At 57.2% G+C, this 16,669-nt stretch carries 15 protein-coding genes, 1 tRNA gene and 1 pseudogene; 1 reads left to right on the plus strand and 16 read right to left on the minus strand.

What is annotated here, in order from left to right; translation table 11 throughout:
• Window positions 1–137: 137 nt before the first annotated feature.
• The 16 genes and pseudogenes from ACO6EE_RS09745 to pssA all read right to left on the minus strand — a co-directional run bounded on the left by ACO6EE_RS09745 (window position 138) and on the right by pssA (window position 14,544).
• On the minus strand, window positions 138–1,556 hold the full coding sequence (locus ACO6EE_RS09745) for an OmpP1/FadL family transporter (RefSeq protein ID WP_485960822.1): 1,419 nt from the start codon (window positions 1,554–1,556) through the stop codon (window positions 138–140).
• Between the two features lie 90 nt (window positions 1,557–1,646).
• Window positions 1,647–1,756 (minus strand): annotated as a pseudogene (locus tag ACO6EE_RS09750) (IS5/IS1182 family transposase); the annotation flags it as partial.
• A 250-nt stretch (window positions 1,757–2,006) separates the two neighbouring features.
• Window positions 2,007–2,083 (minus strand) — tRNA-Met (locus tag ACO6EE_RS09755).
• Window positions 2,084–2,353: 270 nt separating this feature from the next.
• Entirely contained in the window at window positions 2,354–2,938 is a 585-nt protein-coding gene (rnhB, locus tag ACO6EE_RS09760) for a ribonuclease HII (RefSeq protein WP_485960823.1), read from the minus strand.
• Complete coding sequence (gene lpxB / locus ACO6EE_RS09765; protein WP_485960824.1) at window positions 2,935–4,089, minus strand: lipid-A-disaccharide synthase; 1,155 nt, start codon at window positions 4,087–4,089, stop codon at window positions 2,935–2,937. Before lpxB ends, rnhB begins: the two co-directional genes overlap by 4 nt.
• Before the next feature lie 240 nt (window positions 4,090–4,329).
• The gene (gene pyrE / locus ACO6EE_RS09770; protein WP_485960825.1) at window positions 4,330–4,974 is read right to left on the minus strand and encodes an orotate phosphoribosyltransferase; all 645 of its coding nucleotides are present in this window, start codon (window positions 4,972–4,974) and stop codon (window positions 4,330–4,332) included.
• A 38-nt stretch (window positions 4,975–5,012) separates the two neighbouring features.
• Window positions 5,013–5,207, minus strand: a complete 195-nt coding sequence (locus ACO6EE_RS09775; protein ID WP_485960826.1) for a hypothetical protein — start codon at window positions 5,205–5,207, stop codon at window positions 5,013–5,015.
• A gap of 189 nt (window positions 5,208–5,396) precedes the next feature.
• The gene (gene typA / locus ACO6EE_RS09780) at window positions 5,397–7,208 is read right to left on the minus strand and encodes a translational GTPase TypA (protein WP_485960827.1); all 1,812 of its coding nucleotides are present in this window, start codon (window positions 7,206–7,208) and stop codon (window positions 5,397–5,399) included.
• A gap of 135 nt (window positions 7,209–7,343) precedes the next feature.
• A complete protein-coding gene (locus ACO6EE_RS09785) occupies window positions 7,344–7,739 on the minus strand; it encodes a hypothetical protein (RefSeq protein WP_485960828.1) in 396 nt (131 codons plus the stop codon).
• Between the two features lie 252 nt (window positions 7,740–7,991).
• Window positions 7,992–9,269: a flavodoxin-dependent (E)-4-hydroxy-3-methylbut-2-enyl-diphosphate synthase gene (gene ispG, locus ACO6EE_RS09790; protein ID WP_485960829.1), complete on the minus strand. Its 1,278-nt coding sequence runs from the start codon at window positions 9,267–9,269 to the stop codon at window positions 7,992–7,994.
• Window positions 9,270–9,278: 9 nt separating this feature from the next.
• On the minus strand, window positions 9,279–10,172 hold the full coding sequence (locus tag ACO6EE_RS09795) for a RodZ domain-containing protein (protein ID WP_485960830.1): 894 nt from the start codon (window positions 10,170–10,172) through the stop codon (window positions 9,279–9,281).
• The gene (pilW, locus tag ACO6EE_RS09800) at window positions 10,169–10,942 is read right to left on the minus strand and encodes a type IV pilus biogenesis/stability protein PilW (protein ID WP_485960831.1); all 774 of its coding nucleotides are present in this window, start codon (window positions 10,940–10,942) and stop codon (window positions 10,169–10,171) included. The genes ACO6EE_RS09795 and pilW overlap by 4 nt, the downstream gene beginning before the upstream one ends.
• Before the next feature lie 5 nt (window positions 10,943–10,947).
• Window positions 10,948–12,039 carry a dual-specificity RNA methyltransferase RlmN gene (rlmN, locus tag ACO6EE_RS09805; RefSeq protein WP_485960832.1) on the minus strand — a complete coding sequence of 364 codons (1,092 nt, stop codon included), beginning with the start codon at window positions 12,037–12,039 and terminating at the stop codon, window positions 10,948–10,950.
• 126 nt (window positions 12,040–12,165) lie between these two features.
• The gene (gene ndk / locus ACO6EE_RS09810) at window positions 12,166–12,591 is read right to left on the minus strand and encodes a nucleoside-diphosphate kinase (RefSeq protein ID WP_064104114.1); all 426 of its coding nucleotides are present in this window, start codon (window positions 12,589–12,591) and stop codon (window positions 12,166–12,168) included.
• Between the two features lie 209 nt (window positions 12,592–12,800).
• Window positions 12,801–13,613, minus strand: coding sequence for a sulfite exporter TauE/SafE family protein (locus tag ACO6EE_RS09815; protein ID WP_485960833.1), 813 nt, complete (start codon window positions 13,611–13,613; stop codon window positions 12,801–12,803).
• A 142-nt stretch (window positions 13,614–13,755) separates the two neighbouring features.
• Window positions 13,756–14,544 (minus strand): CDP-diacylglycerol--serine O-phosphatidyltransferase, encoded by a 789-nt coding sequence (gene pssA / locus ACO6EE_RS09820; RefSeq protein WP_485960834.1) that lies wholly within the window; start codon window positions 14,542–14,544, stop codon window positions 13,756–13,758.
• Window positions 14,545–14,784: 240 nt separating this feature from the next.
• Between pssA and lpdA the strand changes: the two genes are divergently transcribed.
• Window positions 14,785–16,587, plus strand: coding sequence for a dihydrolipoyl dehydrogenase (lpdA, locus tag ACO6EE_RS09825; RefSeq protein ID WP_485960835.1), 1,803 nt, complete (start codon window positions 14,785–14,787; stop codon window positions 16,585–16,587).
• Window positions 16,588–16,669: the final 82 nt, after the last annotated feature.

Below are 16,669 nucleotides of genomic sequence, written 5' to 3' on the forward strand. Positions count from 1 at the left end.
TTTGTTACTTACTGGCAAGGTTCTCTGAAATAGCACCTTTTTTGTTACTTATGCCCTTTTTTACTAAGAACCGGAGAATTGGAAAAGGCTACCTGAAGTCATACTTTCAGGTAGCCTTTTTGCCAACATGAATCGAATTAGAATTTATAGGTGTACTGCAAGCCTAAGATATGGGAATGGCTTCTGAATTTGGCGGAACCGTGGGTGCGGCTGGACACGCAGGCTTGCGAGCCGGGGCCGGAGGCTGTGCCGCCGCACCAGCCGTTTACGTTGGCAGAGGTGTTTTTCACGTGCACATAGCTGTAGGCGAGGTTGAGGCTGTGCTGCTGATTGATGTCGTATTTACCGCCGAGGGAGAGCCAGAGGCGGTCGGCATCGGGCAGGGTGCTCATGCGGGTGTTGGCGCCGCGTACGGGGGATTGGTCATAGGCGATGCCGAAGCGCAGTTGCAGGGGGTCGGTGATTTGGTAAGACGCACCGAGGGAGAGTTTATAAGTGTTGCGCCACTGGGGGGTGAGGATGGTTTGATTGCTGCGGCCAGGGGCGGCAGGATTCTGCGGGTTGGCCACGGTTTTGGTGTTGCCGAAATTCAGCTCGGCACGGTCGAAGCGGGAGTGGCGTGTCCAGGTGGCGTCGCCATAGAGCGACCAGCGCGGCGTGAGTTTGTACATGCCGTGCAGGGAGAAGGATTCGGGGGTAACGATGCGCACGTTGGCGGCTTCGGATTCGGCATAGCCATTGGCGCGGATGACGTTGGAAATTGTACCGCCCATCGGAGTTTGGAAGGCTGCGCCCACCAGTTTCCATTCGGCATCGCCGCGCAGATTGTGGCTGACTTTGGAGCGGTAGTTTGCGCCCAAACGCAAGGAGTCGTTTACGTCCCACAGCCAGGCGAGGTTGTAGCCGAAGCCCCAATCGCTGCCTTCCACGCTGGCATAACCGTCGGCAAAGCCGTTGCGGCGCAGCGGAGGGAAGGCGCCGAAGTTGGCGTATTGGCGCAAATTGGCAGTGGTGTGTTGAGCCACCAGGCCGAGGGCAACGGAGTGCTGGTCGTTGATTTTATAGGCAACGGTGGGCTGGATAGCGATGGTTTTCACGCTCAACTCGTTCAGGTTGTAGCGCAATACAGCATCGTGTTGGTATTCGGTGCCGGAGCCGAAGGGAACGTACATGCCCAAGCCTAGGGCAAGGTTGTCGTTTAAGCGGTGCGACAAATAAAAATGCGGCGCAAACACTACGCTTTCCGGGCGGATGTTGCCGGAAGTGCTGCCTTGCACGGGCTGGTTGGTGCCGGGATAGTAGGCTTCGGCATCGCTGTATTTCACGCTGGGCGCAACAAGGTTGACGTTGATGCTGACTTGCGTGCCTTCGAGTTTGGTGAGGCCGGCGGGATTGTGGAACAAAGTGGAAGGATCGGCTGCTTCGGCGGAGGAAGAGTTGGCTGTGGATTGGCTGCTCACGGATTGAGTGCCGAAATGGTAGCCGGAGGCCCAGGCTTGGGCGGAAAAAGCGGCGGCCAGCAACAGGGCGAGGCGGGAGAAATGGCGGGTTGTCATGATCTATTTGGTTGAAGAAAAAAGCTATTTATCAATTAACAGGCATATTTTCAGGTAGCCTTGATAAAGGGGCTACCTGAAACATTACGCCATATATAGTGAATTAAATTTAAACCAGCACAGCGTTGGCTCACCTTGCCGTAACGTGTGTACTGTCTGCGGCTCGCCGCCTTGTCCTGATTTAAATTTAATCCACTATAGCTAAACATCCGCATCCTTTGCAGCTGTTTGGCTATTAACGTTGAATAACTATTCTACAGGAAATTTTGTACAAAAATAAAACCCAGCGGCCAAAACAGCTGGGATTGGGAATGTTAGGATTGGTAAAATTCCAACAGATTGCCAACACTCGGCCAGGCTGCGCTACATCGTTTTACTTTCTAGGCGTATGGCAGCATAAAATTGCCGGAATGCAAAAACCTCCCGGCAAATTGCCGAGAGGTTTGAAATTGGTTGCGGGGGCAGGATTTGAACCTACGACCTTCGGGTTATGAGCCCGACGAGCTACCATGCTGCTCCACCCCGCGTCAGGGAAAGTGGACTATACGCGCCTTGGCGGAGCTTGTCAAGTTTGTGCGCCAGATAAAGGCTATTGGCCTGCATTGTTTGATTAATTTTGTTTGCGCAATTTGGCTGTTCTGCCCAGCAGGCTACCTGAAAGCGATGTCTTGGCGAAGCCAAGGCCGAGCTTCTACGAAGCTAAGGCGATGATTTGACAAGGGCAAAGCTGGACTTCTGTGAAGCTAAAGCGATGGTTTGACGAAGACAGAGCTGAGTTTCTGCGGGCGAAACCTGATTCACTCAAACAGCCGGCCCTGTGCCAATATCGCCCGCACCGGAGCAAAGCTGCGGCGGTGTTCGGGTAGCGCGCCGTGGCGTTGCAGGGCGGCGAGGTGCTCGGCGGTGCCGTAGCCTTTGTGCCGTTCGAAGCCGTATTGCGGATAACGTTCGGCCAGGGCATACATTTCCGCGTCGCGCGCGGTTTTGGCCAGCACGGAGGCGGCGGAAATCTGGATGATTTTGCTGTCGCCTTTTATTACGGCTTCGGCCTCGCAGCCCAAATCGGGCGGCACGCGGTTGCCGTCTATCCACACTTTTTCAGGTAGCCTTTCCAGCCCGTGCACGGCGCGGCGCATGGCCAGCATGGTGGCGTGCAGGATGTTGAGCCGGTCGATCTCCTCCACCGAGGCGGCGGCCACGCACCAAGCCAGCGCCTGCTGTTGAATCAATACCGCCAATTCGTCGCGGCGGCGTTCGCTCAGTTTTTTCGAGTCGGTGAGCCCCGGCAAATCGTATTCGTCCGGCAGCACCACGGCGGCGGCAAACACGCTGCCAACCAATGGCCCGCGCCCGGCCTCGTCCACACCGGCCTGCCAAATCATGGGTTTGCCCCTGCGGCGGCCAGCACTGCCGCTGCGGCTTCGGCGGCGGTGTCTTTGCGCAATAAACGGTGCAGCTCGGTGAAATCTTGTTGCAGCGCGGCGGTTTTCTCCGGCGAGCGATACCAATTCAGCAGCGCGGCAGCCAGCTTTTCCGGCTCGGCATCGTGCTGCAGCAGCTCCGGCACGGCGGCGCGGCCGAGCAGCACGTTGGGCAGCCCCACATAGGGCACTTTGATTTTGTGCTTCACCAGCGCATAGGTGAGCGGCGAAATTTTGTAGCTGATCACCATCGGCCGCTTGCACAGTGCCACTTCCAGCGTGGCGGTGCCGCTGGTGACCAACACCGCATCCGCCGCCGTGCAGGCCTGTGCCGTGCCGCCCGGGAGCAGTTGCAAGGGCAGGCGGCAATATGGCTCGGCGGCGAGTAGGCTTTGCAGGCGCGTGCGGGTGGCTTCTGTGGCGTAGGGCAGCAGGAATCGTGCCTCGGGAATTTGTTGCCACACCAGCTGCGCGGCTTGCAGAAACAGCGGCGCCATATAGTCGATTTCGCTCACGCGGCTGCCGGGCAGCAGGGCGAATACGGGCTGTGTTTCAGGTAGCCCAAACTCACGGCGTGCGGCGGCGCGGTCGGCTTCCAGGGGCAGGGTTTGCGCCAACGGGTGTCCCACAAAACGCGCCCGCCCGCCGGCCTGCCGATATAGCTCCGGCTCCATTGGGAACAGGCACAACACTTCATCTGCCTGCTGTACGATTTTGTGCACCCGCTCGCGCCGCCATGCCCACACCGAAGGGCTCACATAATGCAGCGTGGGGATGCCCGCCGCCTTGAGCGCAGCGGCCACGCCCAGGTTGAAATCCGGCGCGTCGATGCCCACGAACACATCTGGCTGCTGCCGTTTCATTTCGGCAATCAACCCTTTGCGGATACGCCAAATCGCCGGCAGGTTTTTCAGCACTTCCACATAGCCGCGCACCGCCAGCGTTTCTTGGTCGAACAGGCTCTCCAGCCCGGCCGCCTGCATCCGCGGACCGCCGATGCCGGTAAACCGCGCCTGCGGGCAGCGCGCGCGGATGGCCTCAATCAGGTGTGCGCCGAGCAGGTCGCCCGAAGCTTCGCCGGCACACAGGGCGATAAGGGGGGAAGTGTTCATGGTGGGAGCGGCTGGAAAATGAAGATGCGGTATTGTACCGAAGAATGAGGTGGCGGGCGGATGGGACGTTGAAGGCTACCTGAAAATTTTGGCTTCGCAGAAGCTCAGCCGTGACTTTGCCAAGACATCGTTTTCAGGTAGCCTCAAACTTGTTTCGATGGCTGCAAAAAAGGCTACCTGAAACCCGTATTCCCAGTTTCAGGTAGCCTTTATTCTTTACTAAGGGACTGTCAGAAAATCCTAATCCGCCACCCCGTAGCGGTCGCGGTAGGCCTGCACCGGCTCGAGGTGTTGCCTAAACTGCGCATCGTCTTGCAAGAGTGCGAGCAAATCGGCCAGGCTGGCAATCGGCACCACCGGCAGCCCGTATTGCTGGCGTACCTCTTGCACTGCCGATTGGCTGCCCGTGCCTTTTTCCATGCGGTCGAGCGCAATTGCCACCCCGGCCGGCGTGGCGCCCGCCTGCTCAATCAGGCGCACCGATTCGCGCACCGAAGTGCCGGCGGAAATCACATCGTCAATAATCAACACCCGCCCGGCCAGCGGCGCGCCCACCAACGTACCGCCTTCGCCGTGGTCTTTGGCTTCCTTGCGGTTGTAGGCAAAAGGCACATTACGCCCTTGTTCGGCCAGCATCATCGCCGTGGCCGAAGCCAGCACGATGCCCTTATAAGCCGGGCCGAACAGCATATCAAACTCTACCCCGCTCTCGAGAATCGAACGCGCATAAAACCGCGCCAGCGCCAGGGTAGAGGCGCCGTCGTTAAACAGCCCGGCGTTGAAAAAATAGGGCGACAGCCGCCCGGCCTTGGTAACAAACTCGCCAAAGCGCAACACATCCTGCTCCAGCGCAAAGCGCAGAAAATCCTGCCGAAAATCGCTCATGATGCCTTCCCTGAAATCAAGAATTGGAAACGGCGGCATTATAGCCGATTCTGCCGTACTCTTCGGCGGATATGAAAAAGACCATCTGAAGGGAAAGCCGCAACATCAATTACGGTTGAATTTTCTTCAGATAAGGCGATAGATAGACAGCTCACCGTTTCTTTGAACAGTGGGCAGTAACGATTAGATAAAACAACACAAGGATAATCGCGAGAAATAACGATGGCGGTCATAATAAAAGCCCCTTTCAGTTAGCTATGAATGGAGCTTTATTCAGCCTTACTTAGCGATGCTGGCTGGAGTGCCAAAGATACCGTTAAAATTAAAGCTCCACACGGGAGCGAATATATAAGGCTACCTGAAAACCGGCGGGCGGGTTTCAGGTAGCCTTTGTTGATATGGCCTGAGGCTTTCAGGTAGCCTTAGTCCAATTTTTTAAAGTGGCGGCGGCGTTCCAGTTCGCTCAGGTAGCGTTTGCGCAGGCGGATGGATTTGGGGGTGATTTCCACCAGTTCGTCGTCGTCGATAAATTCCACTGCACTTTCCAGCGTGAGCTTAATCGGCGTGGTGAGGCGCACGGCTTCGTCGGTGCCGCTGGCGCGCACGTTGGTGAGCTTTTTGCCTTTGAGCGGGTTTACCACCAAGTCGTTGTCGCGGCTGTGGATGCCGATGATCATGCCTTCATAGATTTTATCGTTCGGCGACACAAACATGCGGCCGCGGTCTTCCAAGTTCCACAGCGCATACGCCACGGCTTCGCCCTGCTCTTGCGACACCAGCACGCCGTTGCGGCGGCCGGGCATATCGGGCTTCACGGGGCCGTAGTCGTCGAACACGTGGCTCATCAGGCCGACGCCGCGGGTGAGGGTCATGAATTCGCCTTGGAAGCCGATGAGGCCGCGCGCGGGAATGTGGTATTCGAGGCGGGTGCGGCCGTGGCCGTCGCTTTCCATATTGGTGAGCTCGCCACGGCGGCGGCCGAGTTCTTCCATGACGGCGCCTTGGTTTTCATCGGGTACGTCCACGGTGAGGTTTTCATACGGCTCGCATTTTTGGCCGTTGATTTCGCGGTACACCACGCGCGGTTTGCCCACGGCCAGCTCGTAGCCTTCGCGGCGCATGTTTTCCAGCAAAATAGTGAGGTGCAGCTCGCCGCGGCCGGACACGCGGAACACATCGGCATCGGCGGTGTCTTCCACGCGCAGGGCAACGTTGGTGAGCAGTTCGCGTTGCAGGCGGTCGCGGATTTGGCGGCTGGTAACGAATTTGCCTTCAGTGCCGGCCAGCGGGCTGGTGTTTACCATGAAGTCCATGGTGAGGGTGGGCTCGTCCACGCTTAGCATCGGTACGCCGACGGGGTTGTCTTTGTCGCAAATGGTGACGCCGATACCGATTTCCTCAATGCCGGAAATCAACACGATGTCGCCGGCTTCAGCTTCCTGCAGCGGCACGCGTTCCAGCCCGCTGAAACCGAGCAGCTGGTTGATGCGCCCTTGGGCGATTTGTTTGTCGTGGTTCATCACGGCCACGGTTTGACCGGGGCGGATTTTGCCGTTGAGGATGCGGCCGATGCCGAGGCGGCCGGTGTAGTTGTCGTAGTCGAGCTGAGAGATTTGCAGCTGCAGCGGTGCATCGGCGCTACCTGAAGGCGCGGGGGTGTATTTGAGGATGGTGTCGAACAGCGGGCGCATGTCGCTGTTCTCGTCTTCTTCGTTCAGCTTGGCGAAGCCGGAAAGGCCGGAAGCATAGACGATGGGGAAATCGAGCTGCTCTTCGCTGGCGCTGAGGTTGTCGAACAAATCAAAGGTTTGATCGATCACCCAGCTGGCACGGGCGGTGGGCTTGTCGATTTTGTTGATCACCACGATGGGTTTCAAGCCTAGCGCGAGGGCTTTTTTGGTCACGAAGCGGGTTTGCGGCATCGGGCCTTCTTGCGCATCCACCAACAGCAGCACGCAATCCACCATGCCGAGCACGCGTTCGACTTCGCCGCCGAAGTCGGCGTGGCCGGGGGTATCGACGATATTGATGTGGTAGCCTTCGTATTCGATGGCGGTATTTTTAGCCAGGATGGTGATGCCGCGTTCTTTTTCGATGTCGTTGCTGTCCATCACGCGCTCGTCCACGTGCTGGTTGGCGCGGAAGGTGCCGGATTGGCGCAGGAGTTGGTCTACGAGTGTGGTTTTACCGTGATCGACGTGGGCGATGATGGCGATGTTGCGGATGTTTTTCATGTTAGTTTGTGGCCGCAGCGGGTGCGGAAAATAATTTTGGAAACCGCGCATTATAGCAGTTCTACTGCTCGCCCCGCAAAGCAGATCAGGTGGGCTGGTGTTTTTCAGGTAGCCTGTATGGGATTGGGTGGTGGCTTAGTCGCTAAACTGCCGCAACATACTCACGGCCAAGTGGCTGAACTGGCGGTATTTGTCGGTTTTCTCGATTTTGTCTTTGTCGAGCCCGATTTCGATGAGGACGCCGGCTTTGTTGCCATAGAGCACGGTGTTTTCAATTTCGTAGGCGCTGTGGGTTTTGCCTTTGCTATCGGGCGTGGGCACGATGAAGGCTTGCAACATTTCGCCGCTGGCCAGGTTTTGCAGGATCAGGCTTTTCTTCACGTTTTCGGCCACATCGCCGCTCACGTATTGGAAGGGGTTGGTGGCCACATCGGTTACGCCGCGATAGGTGTAGATGTAAACCTTGTGTTCGAGTTTGAAATTGTTGATTAGATAGAGTTTGAACAAAAGCTGACGGAGGTCGGCGGCCATGATGTTTCCCTTTGTGTGCCCGCTATAGCTGCGGTTGGTGGGCATTATAGCCAATCTGCGGATATTAAAGCGATAGCCGCAGCATATTTTTAGTGAATTGAAATTAAGAATGCTGCTATGTTGGTTTGCCTTGTCGCACTACTTCTACGGTGTTTCAGGTAGCCTGCAATGTTTGTAGCCGTAACGAGGCTACCTGAAAACAAAAAACCTTTGCCAGTGAAGCAAAGGTTTTATTTTTGTATGCCAATCCGGCTAAGCTTGTCGGATGGGAATGATTTTGGCGGCTTGGCTGAGGCGTTTTTTGCCGCCTTCGCCATAGTTTTCGGCCACGTAGTTTTCCACAATCTGCAAAAACTCGGCAGCCATATTGTCGCCTTTGAGCGTTACTGTGCGCTCGCCGTCCACATACACGGGGGCAACCGGGGTTTCGCCGGTGCCGGGCAGGCTGATGCCGATATCGGCCAGTTTGCTTTCGCCGGGGCCGTTGACCACGCAGCCCATCACGGCCACGTTCAGGCTTTCCACGCCTGGATATTTGTGTTTCCACACGGGCATCTGCATCCGCAGGTGCAGCTGGATATCGCGTGCCAGCTCTTGGAATACGGTGCTGGTGGTGCGGCCGCAGCCAGGGCAGGCGGTAACCATCGGGGTGAAGGAGCGCAGCCCCATAGTTTGCAGAATTTCCTGCGCCACAATCACTTCCTGTGTGCGCGAACTGCCTGGCTCGGGAGTGAGCGAAATACGGATGGTGTCGCCGATGCCTTCTTGCAGCAACACAGACAGCGCGGCAGTGGAAGCCACAATGCCTTTGCTGCCCATGCCGGCTTCGGTAAGTCCCAGGTGCAGCGGATAGGCGCAGCAGCTGCCCAAATCACGGTATACCTGAATCAAATCCTGCACGGCGCTGACTTTGCACGACAGGATGATTTTGTTTTCAGGTAGCCCCAAATCCACGGCTTTTTGTGCGGATTCCAGTGCAGAGAGCACCAATGCTTCCTTCATCACGGCTTCGGGCGGCAGCGGCTCGGGGTGGTTGCGGTTGGCATCCATCAGGCGTTTGGCCAGGCTTTGGTCGAGGCTGCCCCAGTTCACGCCGATGCGCACGGCTTTGCCGTTTTCGGCTGCGGTGCGGATGAGAAAGGCGAATTTTTCATCGCCTTTCGTGCCTTTGCCCACGTTGCCGGGATTGATGCGGTATTTGGCCAAGGCCTTGCCGCATTCGGGAAACTCGGCCAGGAGGCGTTCGCCGTTGAAGTGGAAATCGCCGATGAGCGGGGTGGGGCAGCCCATGTCGTCCAGTCGGCTGCGGATTTCGGCCACTTTGGCAGCAGCCTGCGGGTTGTTGACAGTAATCCGCACCATTTCCGAGCCGGCTTCGCTGAGCTCTTTCACCTGCAAAGCGGTGGCTTCGGCATCAGCAGTGTCGGTGTTGGTCATCGATTGCACCACTACCGGCGAGCCGGAGCCGACGGTGATGTGTTCGATTTCTACCTGATGCGTGTGCCGGCGGGAAGGAAGGGTTGTGTTCATAAACGGATATTATTGTTTGGCGGCATCGTCTGAGCCGCCGGCAGTGAAGGCGGCGGTTTTTTGGTCGACCATGTGCTCGGCCACATTGATGTCGCGGCCGCTGTAGCTGGCCAGGCTGTTTTTGGCAAAGCCGATGCGTACGCGGTAGGGGCCGTTGCCGGAGAAGCGGTGTTCGCTGCCCGCAGGCACGATTTTGCTTACCAGCATTTGGCCGTCTTTATCGGTTACGGTGAGGAAGGAGCGGAAGCGCAGTTTGAGCACCAATTCGCCCTGAGCCGATTGGATGCCTGCAGCAGCGGCCGGTGCAGACACCGGATTTTCCACCGGCTGCGGCTGGCTACCTGAAACTGCCGGCAGGGAGGCGGCAGGCGCGGAGGCGTCTTGCAGCGGCAACACCTGTACATTGCTGCTGTCTAAGTTGGGCGGCAAGATTTGGTTTTCCGGAATGCTGGTTTGGGCATTCTGTTTTTGATGTTCGGTGTTGGACTTCATCTGCCACAACACCACCACGCCCACAATCGCGGCAGCGGCGGCCACGCCGAAAATCCAGCGCGGGAAGGGCTTTTTAATCGGAGCGTTGTGGTAAGTCATCTTCACATTGCCATCTTCTTTGGCCGAGGGGCTTTGGAATTGGCTGGGGGCAACGATCTGCTCCAGATAGTTGTTTAATACGGCTTCGTCCAAATTCAGGTAGCGTCCGTAGCTGCGCAGAAAGCCGCGCACAAACACGGGCTCGGGCAATTTACTGAAATCGGCGTTTTCCAACGCCTCCACCTGGCGGGCGGGCAGTTTGAGGTGTTCCGACACATCACCAAGCGACAGTTGTTGCTGTTCGCGGTTGTGGCGCAACAGTTTGCCCAGTTCTTCAGCGGCGGCCAGTTGGGGGGTTGAGATCTCGGTCATTGGGGTCTTCCTGTGGTAATTTCTTGAAGTTCAGGCGAATACGGATAGTTGGTGCGCAGCTGCGCTTCGTATTCGTAGGCGGCTTGGGTTTGGCCGCGGGTGCGGGCAATTTTCCAGCCCAATAGTAGGTCGTCGGCACTGAGGCGGTCTACCTTGCTTTGATATTGACGGAACTGGCGGTCGGCCTCGCCTAGGTTGCCCTCCATCATGCGCACGCGTGCCATTTCTTTCTGTGCGGGAGCGAAGCTAGGATCGGCAGCCTGGGAGCGTTCCAGATAGGCCATAGCCAGGTTATATTGACCCAAGCGGGCGCTACAGATACCTTTGTTCATGTAGGCTACCTGCGGGCTGGGGTAGGTGGGGTCGGCCAAGGCGCGGTCGAAATAAGTCAGTGCTTGGTTTGCACGGCCGCCGGAATTGCATAAGAACCAACCGTAGTTGTTGTTGATTTCTGCGCTGTCGGGTTTGATAGCCAGGGCACGCTGGAAGCTTTCTTCTGCTTTTTCCGGCACTTTCAAATATTGATAAATCTCGGCGCGCACCAACCAGGCATTTTCGTTGCGCGGCTGGGCTTGCAGGGCTTCTTCAATTGCAGACACGGCGGCACGGTAGTCATGCGAATTCATGTATTCGATGGCCAGCTGGGTTTTGATGGCGGCAATTTCTTCCGGCCGGTTGCGCACTTCTTTGTTACCGGTGTGGATAGTGATGCCACCGCAGCCGGCGAGCAAGGCGAGCGTCGTCAGGGAGGCAATTAAACTTTTTTTCATGATAATCAACCTTTCACAACTTGTAATTGCAGCCATTTTTGTTGGCGGCGGGTTTTGTCTTGTACCTGTCCGGCCAGCTGGCCGCAGGCTGCATCGATGTCGTCACCGCGCGTTTTGCGCACGGTAACCACCAAGCCTGCCTGATATAAGATATCGCGGAATACACGGATATTCTCATCGCTGGAACGGTTGTAGCCGGAATTAGGGAAGGGGTTAAACGGAATCAGGTTGAATTTGCAGGGAACGTCTTTAACCAATTCCAGCAGCTCGCGGGCGTGTTCGGGTTTGTCGTTTACGCCGTCGAGCATAACATATTCGAAGGTAACGAAGTCGCGCGGGGCTTTAACCAGATAGCGCCGGCAGGCAGCCATCAGCTCTTTGAGCGGGTATTTTTTATTCAGCGGCACGATTTCGTTGCGTATGGCGTCGTTGGGGGCATGCAGCGATACGGCCAGCGCCACCGGCATATCTTCTTTGAGCCTGTCCATCTGCGGCACCATGCCGGAGGTGGATACGGTAACGCGGCGGCGGCTGAGGGCGTAGCCGTGGTCATCCAGCATAATGGAGAGCGCAGTCACCACATTATCGTAGTTGGCCAGCGGCTCACCCATGCCCATCATCACCACATTGGAAATTACGCGTTCGTCTTTGGGGGTGGCGCCCAGAGCTTTGTTTGCCCACCATAATTGGCCAATGATTTCGGCGGTGGAGAGGTTGCGGTTGAAGCCTTGGCGGCCGGTGGAGCAGAAAGTGCACTCCAGCGCGCAGCCCACCTGCGAGGAAATACATAGCGTGCCGCGGTCGGTTTCGGGGATGAACACGGTTTCCACGCCGTTGCCGGTGCCCACATCCAACAGCCATTTACGCGTGCCGTCGCGGCTTTCCTGCGCCGCCATCAGCGCGGGCACGCCCACTTGCGCGCTGTCGTTGAGCTTGGCGCGCAGCGATTTGGCCAGGTCGGTCATTTCGTCGAAATCGCCGGCTGCGCCTTGGTGCATCCAGCGCATCACTTGGCGGGCGCGGAAGGGTTTTTCCCCCATTTGGGCGAAATGGGCGGTGAGGCCGGCGAGGTCGTAGTTGAGCAGGTTGGTTTTCATATGAGCGCCGCAAATCGGCTGGTTGTGTTCTTAGGTTTTATGATTTGTATATAAAGGCTTAAAGGCTACCTGAAAACTGCGTTTCAACACGTTTGAAACTTTCAGGTAGCCTGCAGCTTGGCCGGTTTAACGCGGGCAGATTTCCTGCTCGCCAAAGAAATAGGCCACTTCGATGGCGGCATTGGCCAAGCTGTCGGAACCGTGCACGGCATTCGCATCGATAGAGGAGGCGAAATCGGCGCGGATGGTGCCGGGAGCGGCTTCTTTCGGGTTGGTGGCGCCCATCAGCTCGCGGTTTTTAGCCACTGCGTTTTCGCCTTCCAACACCTGCACCATCACCGGGCCGCTGGTCATGAATTTCACCAGCTCGGCAAAAAACGGGCGCTCTTTGTGTACGGCGTAGAAGCCCTCGGCTTCCTCGCGGGAGAGGTGCTTCATTTTGGCAGCCACGATTTTCAAGCCGTTGCTTTCAAAACGGCTGTAGATTTTGCCGATAACGTTTTTGGCCACGGCATCGGGCTTGATGATGGAAAGGGTGCGTTCAACAGCCATTTGGTTCTCCAATCTAATTCACTATCAATATATTGGCCGCTACGGATTTTTATCCCGCCCAAAGGGGCGTGCGGCTGGCGGACGGCATTTTAGCAAGTTTTCCGCGCGATTGCTTGTTCGGATACGGATTTTTGCATTTATCGGTTTTGGCTTGGCATACTCGGTTTGCAGGCTACCTGAAAACTTATACTGAAGGATGGCGTCTGGCTCTATGCTCCATGCAGCAATTTCCACAGCATCTGGCTGCCAATTACCACCATCAACACCCCAAATGCCCGCTTCAAACCGGCCGGCGGCAGGCGGTGCGCCGCTTTTACGCCCAAGGGCGCGAACAGCACCGTGCACACCCCCAGCACCACGATGCACGGCACATACCAAAAGCCCACCGTGCCCGCGGGCAGCCCCGGCACATTCCAACCAGACAGCAGATAGCCCAGCGCTCCCGCTGCCGCAATCGGCCAGGCCAACACGCTGGAAGTAGCCACCGCCTGATGTACCGGCACGCGGCAATACATCATAAACGGCACCGACAACGATCCGCCGCCAATACCCACCCAGCTGGACAGCAGCCCGAACAGCCCGCCAATCCCCGCCTGCATCCGACCGCTGGGCAGCGTGGTTGCCGGTTTCGGGTTGAGCTGGAACAGGTTTTTTGCCGCCACCGAATAGCAAAACACAATAAACAATATCTGCAGGCCGAAGGTGGGAATCCGGTGTGCCACCAGCGAGCCCAACAGGCTGCCCGCCACCAAGCCCGGCGCCATACGCCGCACGAATTCCCAGCGCACCGCGCCTTGCTTCTGCTGCGCCAGCGCGCTGGAAAAGGTGGTGAACACAATCACCGCCATTGAGGTACCTACCGCCAAATGCTGGCCGTGCTCGCCTGTGATGCCCTGCCTGCCCAGCACCCACAGCACAATCGGCACGATAATCATCCCGCCGCCGATGCCCAGCAGCCCGGCCAAAAATCCTGCTATCGCGCCCACCGATGCCAGCGGCAGCAATACTTCCATGCTCCACATTGCTTTGCCTCCACTATAAAGCCGCTGCCGGAAAGCAAATCGGCAGCGGCGTTTCATCTTTGAATTTTCAGGTAGCCTTTAGCCGTTCAGCCCAATTTGGCTTGGCACTTGCCTACCTATCAATTCAGGTTGTTACCACTTTTCAGGTAGCCTCTGTTTCTTTTTCTGCTTCCTGTTGTTCTTTCTGCTTGCGGTCGCGCTGCCAAAACCACATCACATAGCCCGACAAGCTGTAGGCCAGAAACAGCAGGAACAGCACCAATGAAGGCTCCCAAGTAATCACCAAAAAGCCGATCACGGCCAAGAGCAGTCCGAAAAACGGTACCTTGCGCCGCACGTTGATTTCCTTAAAGCTCCAAAACCGCACCTGCGCTACCATCGAAAGCCCGGCAAACAGTGTGATGATCAAGCACCACCAACGCGCCAGCGGCAGGCCGCCCAGGTTGTGATCCATCCACACCAGCCCGATTACCAAAGCGGCTGCTGTCGGGCTCGGGATGCCGATAAACCAGCGTTTGTCCACCTTGCCGATTAAAGTGTTGAACAAGGCCAGGCGCAAAGCTGCGCAGGCGCAATAGATAAAAGCCACCGAATAGCCGATGCGTCCGAACTCGAAAAGCTGCCACTTGTAGGCAATCAGCGCGGGCGCCACGCCGAAGCTCACCATGTCGGCCAGGCTGTCGAGCTGTTCGCCAAACGCGCTCTGGCTGTTGGTCCAGCGTGCCACGCGGCCGTCCATGCCGTCGAGCAGCATCGACACAAACACCGCCACCGCTGCCGTCTCGTAGTGGCCGTGCATGGATTGGGTGATGGCGAAAAATGCGCAAAACAAGGCCGTCAGCGTGAACGAATTGGGCAGAAGGTAGATGCTGTTTTGGCGGAAGGCTTCGAGGCGGCTGGCGGGCTGTTCGGGGGAGAGTGGCTGAGTCATTTGAGGCTACCTGAAAACTGGATAATCAGAAGCCTATTATATACCTATCCCGACATCGTTGCGCCTGCAGCAGCAAAACCCGTGTTGATAAAGCTGCGGGGAAGGCAAAGAAGTGCGTTATAATTCGCCCCGTCGAGCAATTAATCGGGCTGAATGCCAAAAACTTGGCCGCATGGCGGCATTCCATTTTTCAGGTAGCCCTTTGTTAATTAGTCTAATACTCAAGAAAGGCACAACACAATGAGCTTAATCGAATTGAAAGTACCCGACATCGGCGGGCACGAAAATGTAGACATCATCGCCGTGGAAATCAAAGCAGGCGATACCATCGCTATCGACGACACCCTGATTACGCTGGAAACCGACAAAGCCACTATGGATGTGCCGGCCGAAGCCGCAGGCGTGGTGAAAGAAGTGAAAGTGAAAGTGGGCGACAAAATTTCCGAAGGCGGCGTGATTGCCGTGATCGAAGCCGCCGGTGCGGCTGCCGCCACCGAAGCACCGAAAGCTGCCGCCGCTCCGGCGCCGGAAGCCCCTAAAGCCGCTGCGCCCGCACCGCAGGCGGCACAGTTTGCCGGTTCTGCCGATGCCGAATACGACGTGGTGGTATTGGGCGGCGGCCCCGGCGGTTATTCCGCCGCATTTGCCGCAGCCGACGAAGGCTTGAAAACCGCCATCATCGAGCAATACAGCACCTTGGGCGGCGTGTGCCTGAACGTGGGCTGCATCCCGTCTAAAGCGCTGCTGCACAATGCTGCCGTGATTGATGAAGTGAAACACTTGGTGAAAAACGGCATCAAATTCGGCGAACCCGAAATCAATGTAGACGAGTTGCGCGGTTATAAAGAAAAAGTCATCGCCAAACTCACCGGCGGCTTGGCGGGTATGGCCAAAGCCCGCAAAGTGGACGTTATTCAAGGTAACGGCCAATTCGTGGGTGCGAACCATATCGAAGTGTCGCTCACCGAATCCACCCAATACGAGCAAGCCACCGAAACCGGCGCGAAAAAAACCGTTGCCTTCAAAAACTGTATCATCGCCGTGGGCAGCCGCGTAGTGAAACTGCCCTTCATTCCTGAAGACCCACGCATTGTGGACAGCACCGGCGCGTTGGAGCTGCGTCAAAACGGCGGCAAGCTGCCGGAAAAAATGTTGGTTATCGGCGGCGGCATCATCGGCCTGGAAATGGGCACCGTGTACAGCACACTGGGCGCACGCCTGGATGTAGTCGAAATGATGGACGGCCTGATGCAGGGCGCCGACCGCGACTTGGTGAAAGTGTGGGAAAAAATGAACGCCCACCGCTTCGACAACATCATGACCAACACCAAAACCGTGGCCGTGGAAGCCAAGCCCGACGGCATCTATGTAACCTTTGAAGGCGAAAAAGCGCCGAAAGAGCCGCAACGCTACGACTTGGTGCTGGTGGCTGCCGGCCGCGCGCCAAACGGCAAACTCTGCTCGGCTGAAAAAGCCGGCGTGGCCGTTACCGAACGCGGCTTCATCGAAGTGGACAAACAAATGCGCACCAACGTGCCGCACATCTACGCCATCGGCGACGTCATCGGCCAACCCATGCTGGCGCACAAGGCCGTGCACGAAGGCCACGTGGCAGCCGAAAACTGCGCCGGCCACAAAGCTTATTTCGACGCGCGCGTGATTCCGGGCGTGGCCTATACCGACCCCGAAGTGGCTTGGGTGGGCGTTACCGAAGAAATCGCCAAACGCGACGGCATCAAAATCACCAAAGCCGTATTCCCGTGGGTCGCATCCGGCCGCGCCATCGCCAACGGCCGCGACGAAGGCTTCACCAAGCTGATTTTCGATGCCGAAAGCGGCTTGATTATCGGCGGCAGCATCGTCGGCACCCACGCCGGCGACATGATTGGCGAAATCTGCCTGGCCATCGAAATGGGCTGCGATGCAACCGACATCGGCAAAACCATCCACCCGCACCCCACCTTGGGCGAAAGCATCGGCATGGCAGCGGAAGTGGCCAACGGCACTTGCACCGACTTGCCGCCTCAGCGCAAGAAGAAATAAGCGTTTGGCAGCTTAAACGCTGAATAGAAAAGGCTACCTGAAAAATTTCAGGTAGCCTTTTCTATGCGGGTTGGGGAACATT

The organism is Eikenella sp., from assembly GCF_057315495.1.

Excerpts from the sequence above, each read along its gene's own strand:
- ACO6EE_RS09745 (WP_485960822.1), bottom strand. The coding sequence starts at position 1,556 with ATGACAACCCGCCATTTCTCCCGCCTCGCCCTGTTGCTGGCCGCCGCT.
- rnhB (WP_485960823.1), bottom strand. The coding sequence starts at position 2,938 with ATGATTTGGCAGGCCGGTGTGGACGAGGCCGGGCGCGGGCCATTGGTT.
- lpxB (WP_485960824.1), bottom strand. The coding sequence starts at position 4,089 with ATGAACACTTCCCCCCTTATCGCCCTGTGTGCCGGCGAAGCTTCGGGC.
- pyrE (WP_485960825.1), bottom strand. The coding sequence starts at position 4,974 with ATGAGCGATTTTCGGCAGGATTTTCTGCGCTTTGCGCTGGAGCAGGAT.
- ACO6EE_RS09775 (WP_485960826.1), bottom strand. The coding sequence starts at position 5,207 with ATGACCGCCATCGTTATTTCTCGCGATTATCCTTGTGTTGTTTTATCT.
- typA (WP_485960827.1), bottom strand. The coding sequence starts at position 7,208 with ATGAAAAACATCCGCAACATCGCCATCATCGCCCACGTCGATCACGGT.
- ACO6EE_RS09785 (WP_485960828.1), bottom strand. The coding sequence starts at position 7,739 with ATGGCCGCCGACCTCCGTCAGCTTTTGTTCAAACTCTATCTAATCAAC.
- ispG (WP_485960829.1), bottom strand. The coding sequence starts at position 9,269 with ATGAACACAACCCTTCCTTCCCGCCGGCACACGCATCAGGTAGAAATC.
- ACO6EE_RS09795 (WP_485960830.1), bottom strand. The coding sequence starts at position 10,172 with ATGACCGAGATCTCAACCCCCCAACTGGCCGCCGCTGAAGAACTGGGC.
- pilW (WP_485960831.1), bottom strand. The coding sequence starts at position 10,942 with ATGAAAAAAAGTTTAATTGCCTCCCTGACGACGCTCGCCTTGCTCGCC.
- rlmN (WP_485960832.1), bottom strand. The coding sequence starts at position 12,039 with ATGAAAACCAACCTGCTCAACTACGACCTCGCCGGCCTCACCGCCCAT.
- ndk (WP_064104114.1), bottom strand. The coding sequence starts at position 12,591 with ATGGCTGTTGAACGCACCCTTTCCATCATCAAGCCCGATGCCGTGGCC.
- ACO6EE_RS09815 (WP_485960833.1), bottom strand. The coding sequence starts at position 13,613 with ATGTGGAGCATGGAAGTATTGCTGCCGCTGGCATCGGTGGGCGCGATA.
- pssA (WP_485960834.1), bottom strand. The coding sequence starts at position 14,544 with ATGACTCAGCCACTCTCCCCCGAACAGCCCGCCAGCCGCCTCGAAGCC.
- lpdA (WP_485960835.1), top strand. The coding sequence starts at position 14,785 with ATGAGCTTAATCGAATTGAAAGTACCCGACATCGGCGGGCACGAAAAT.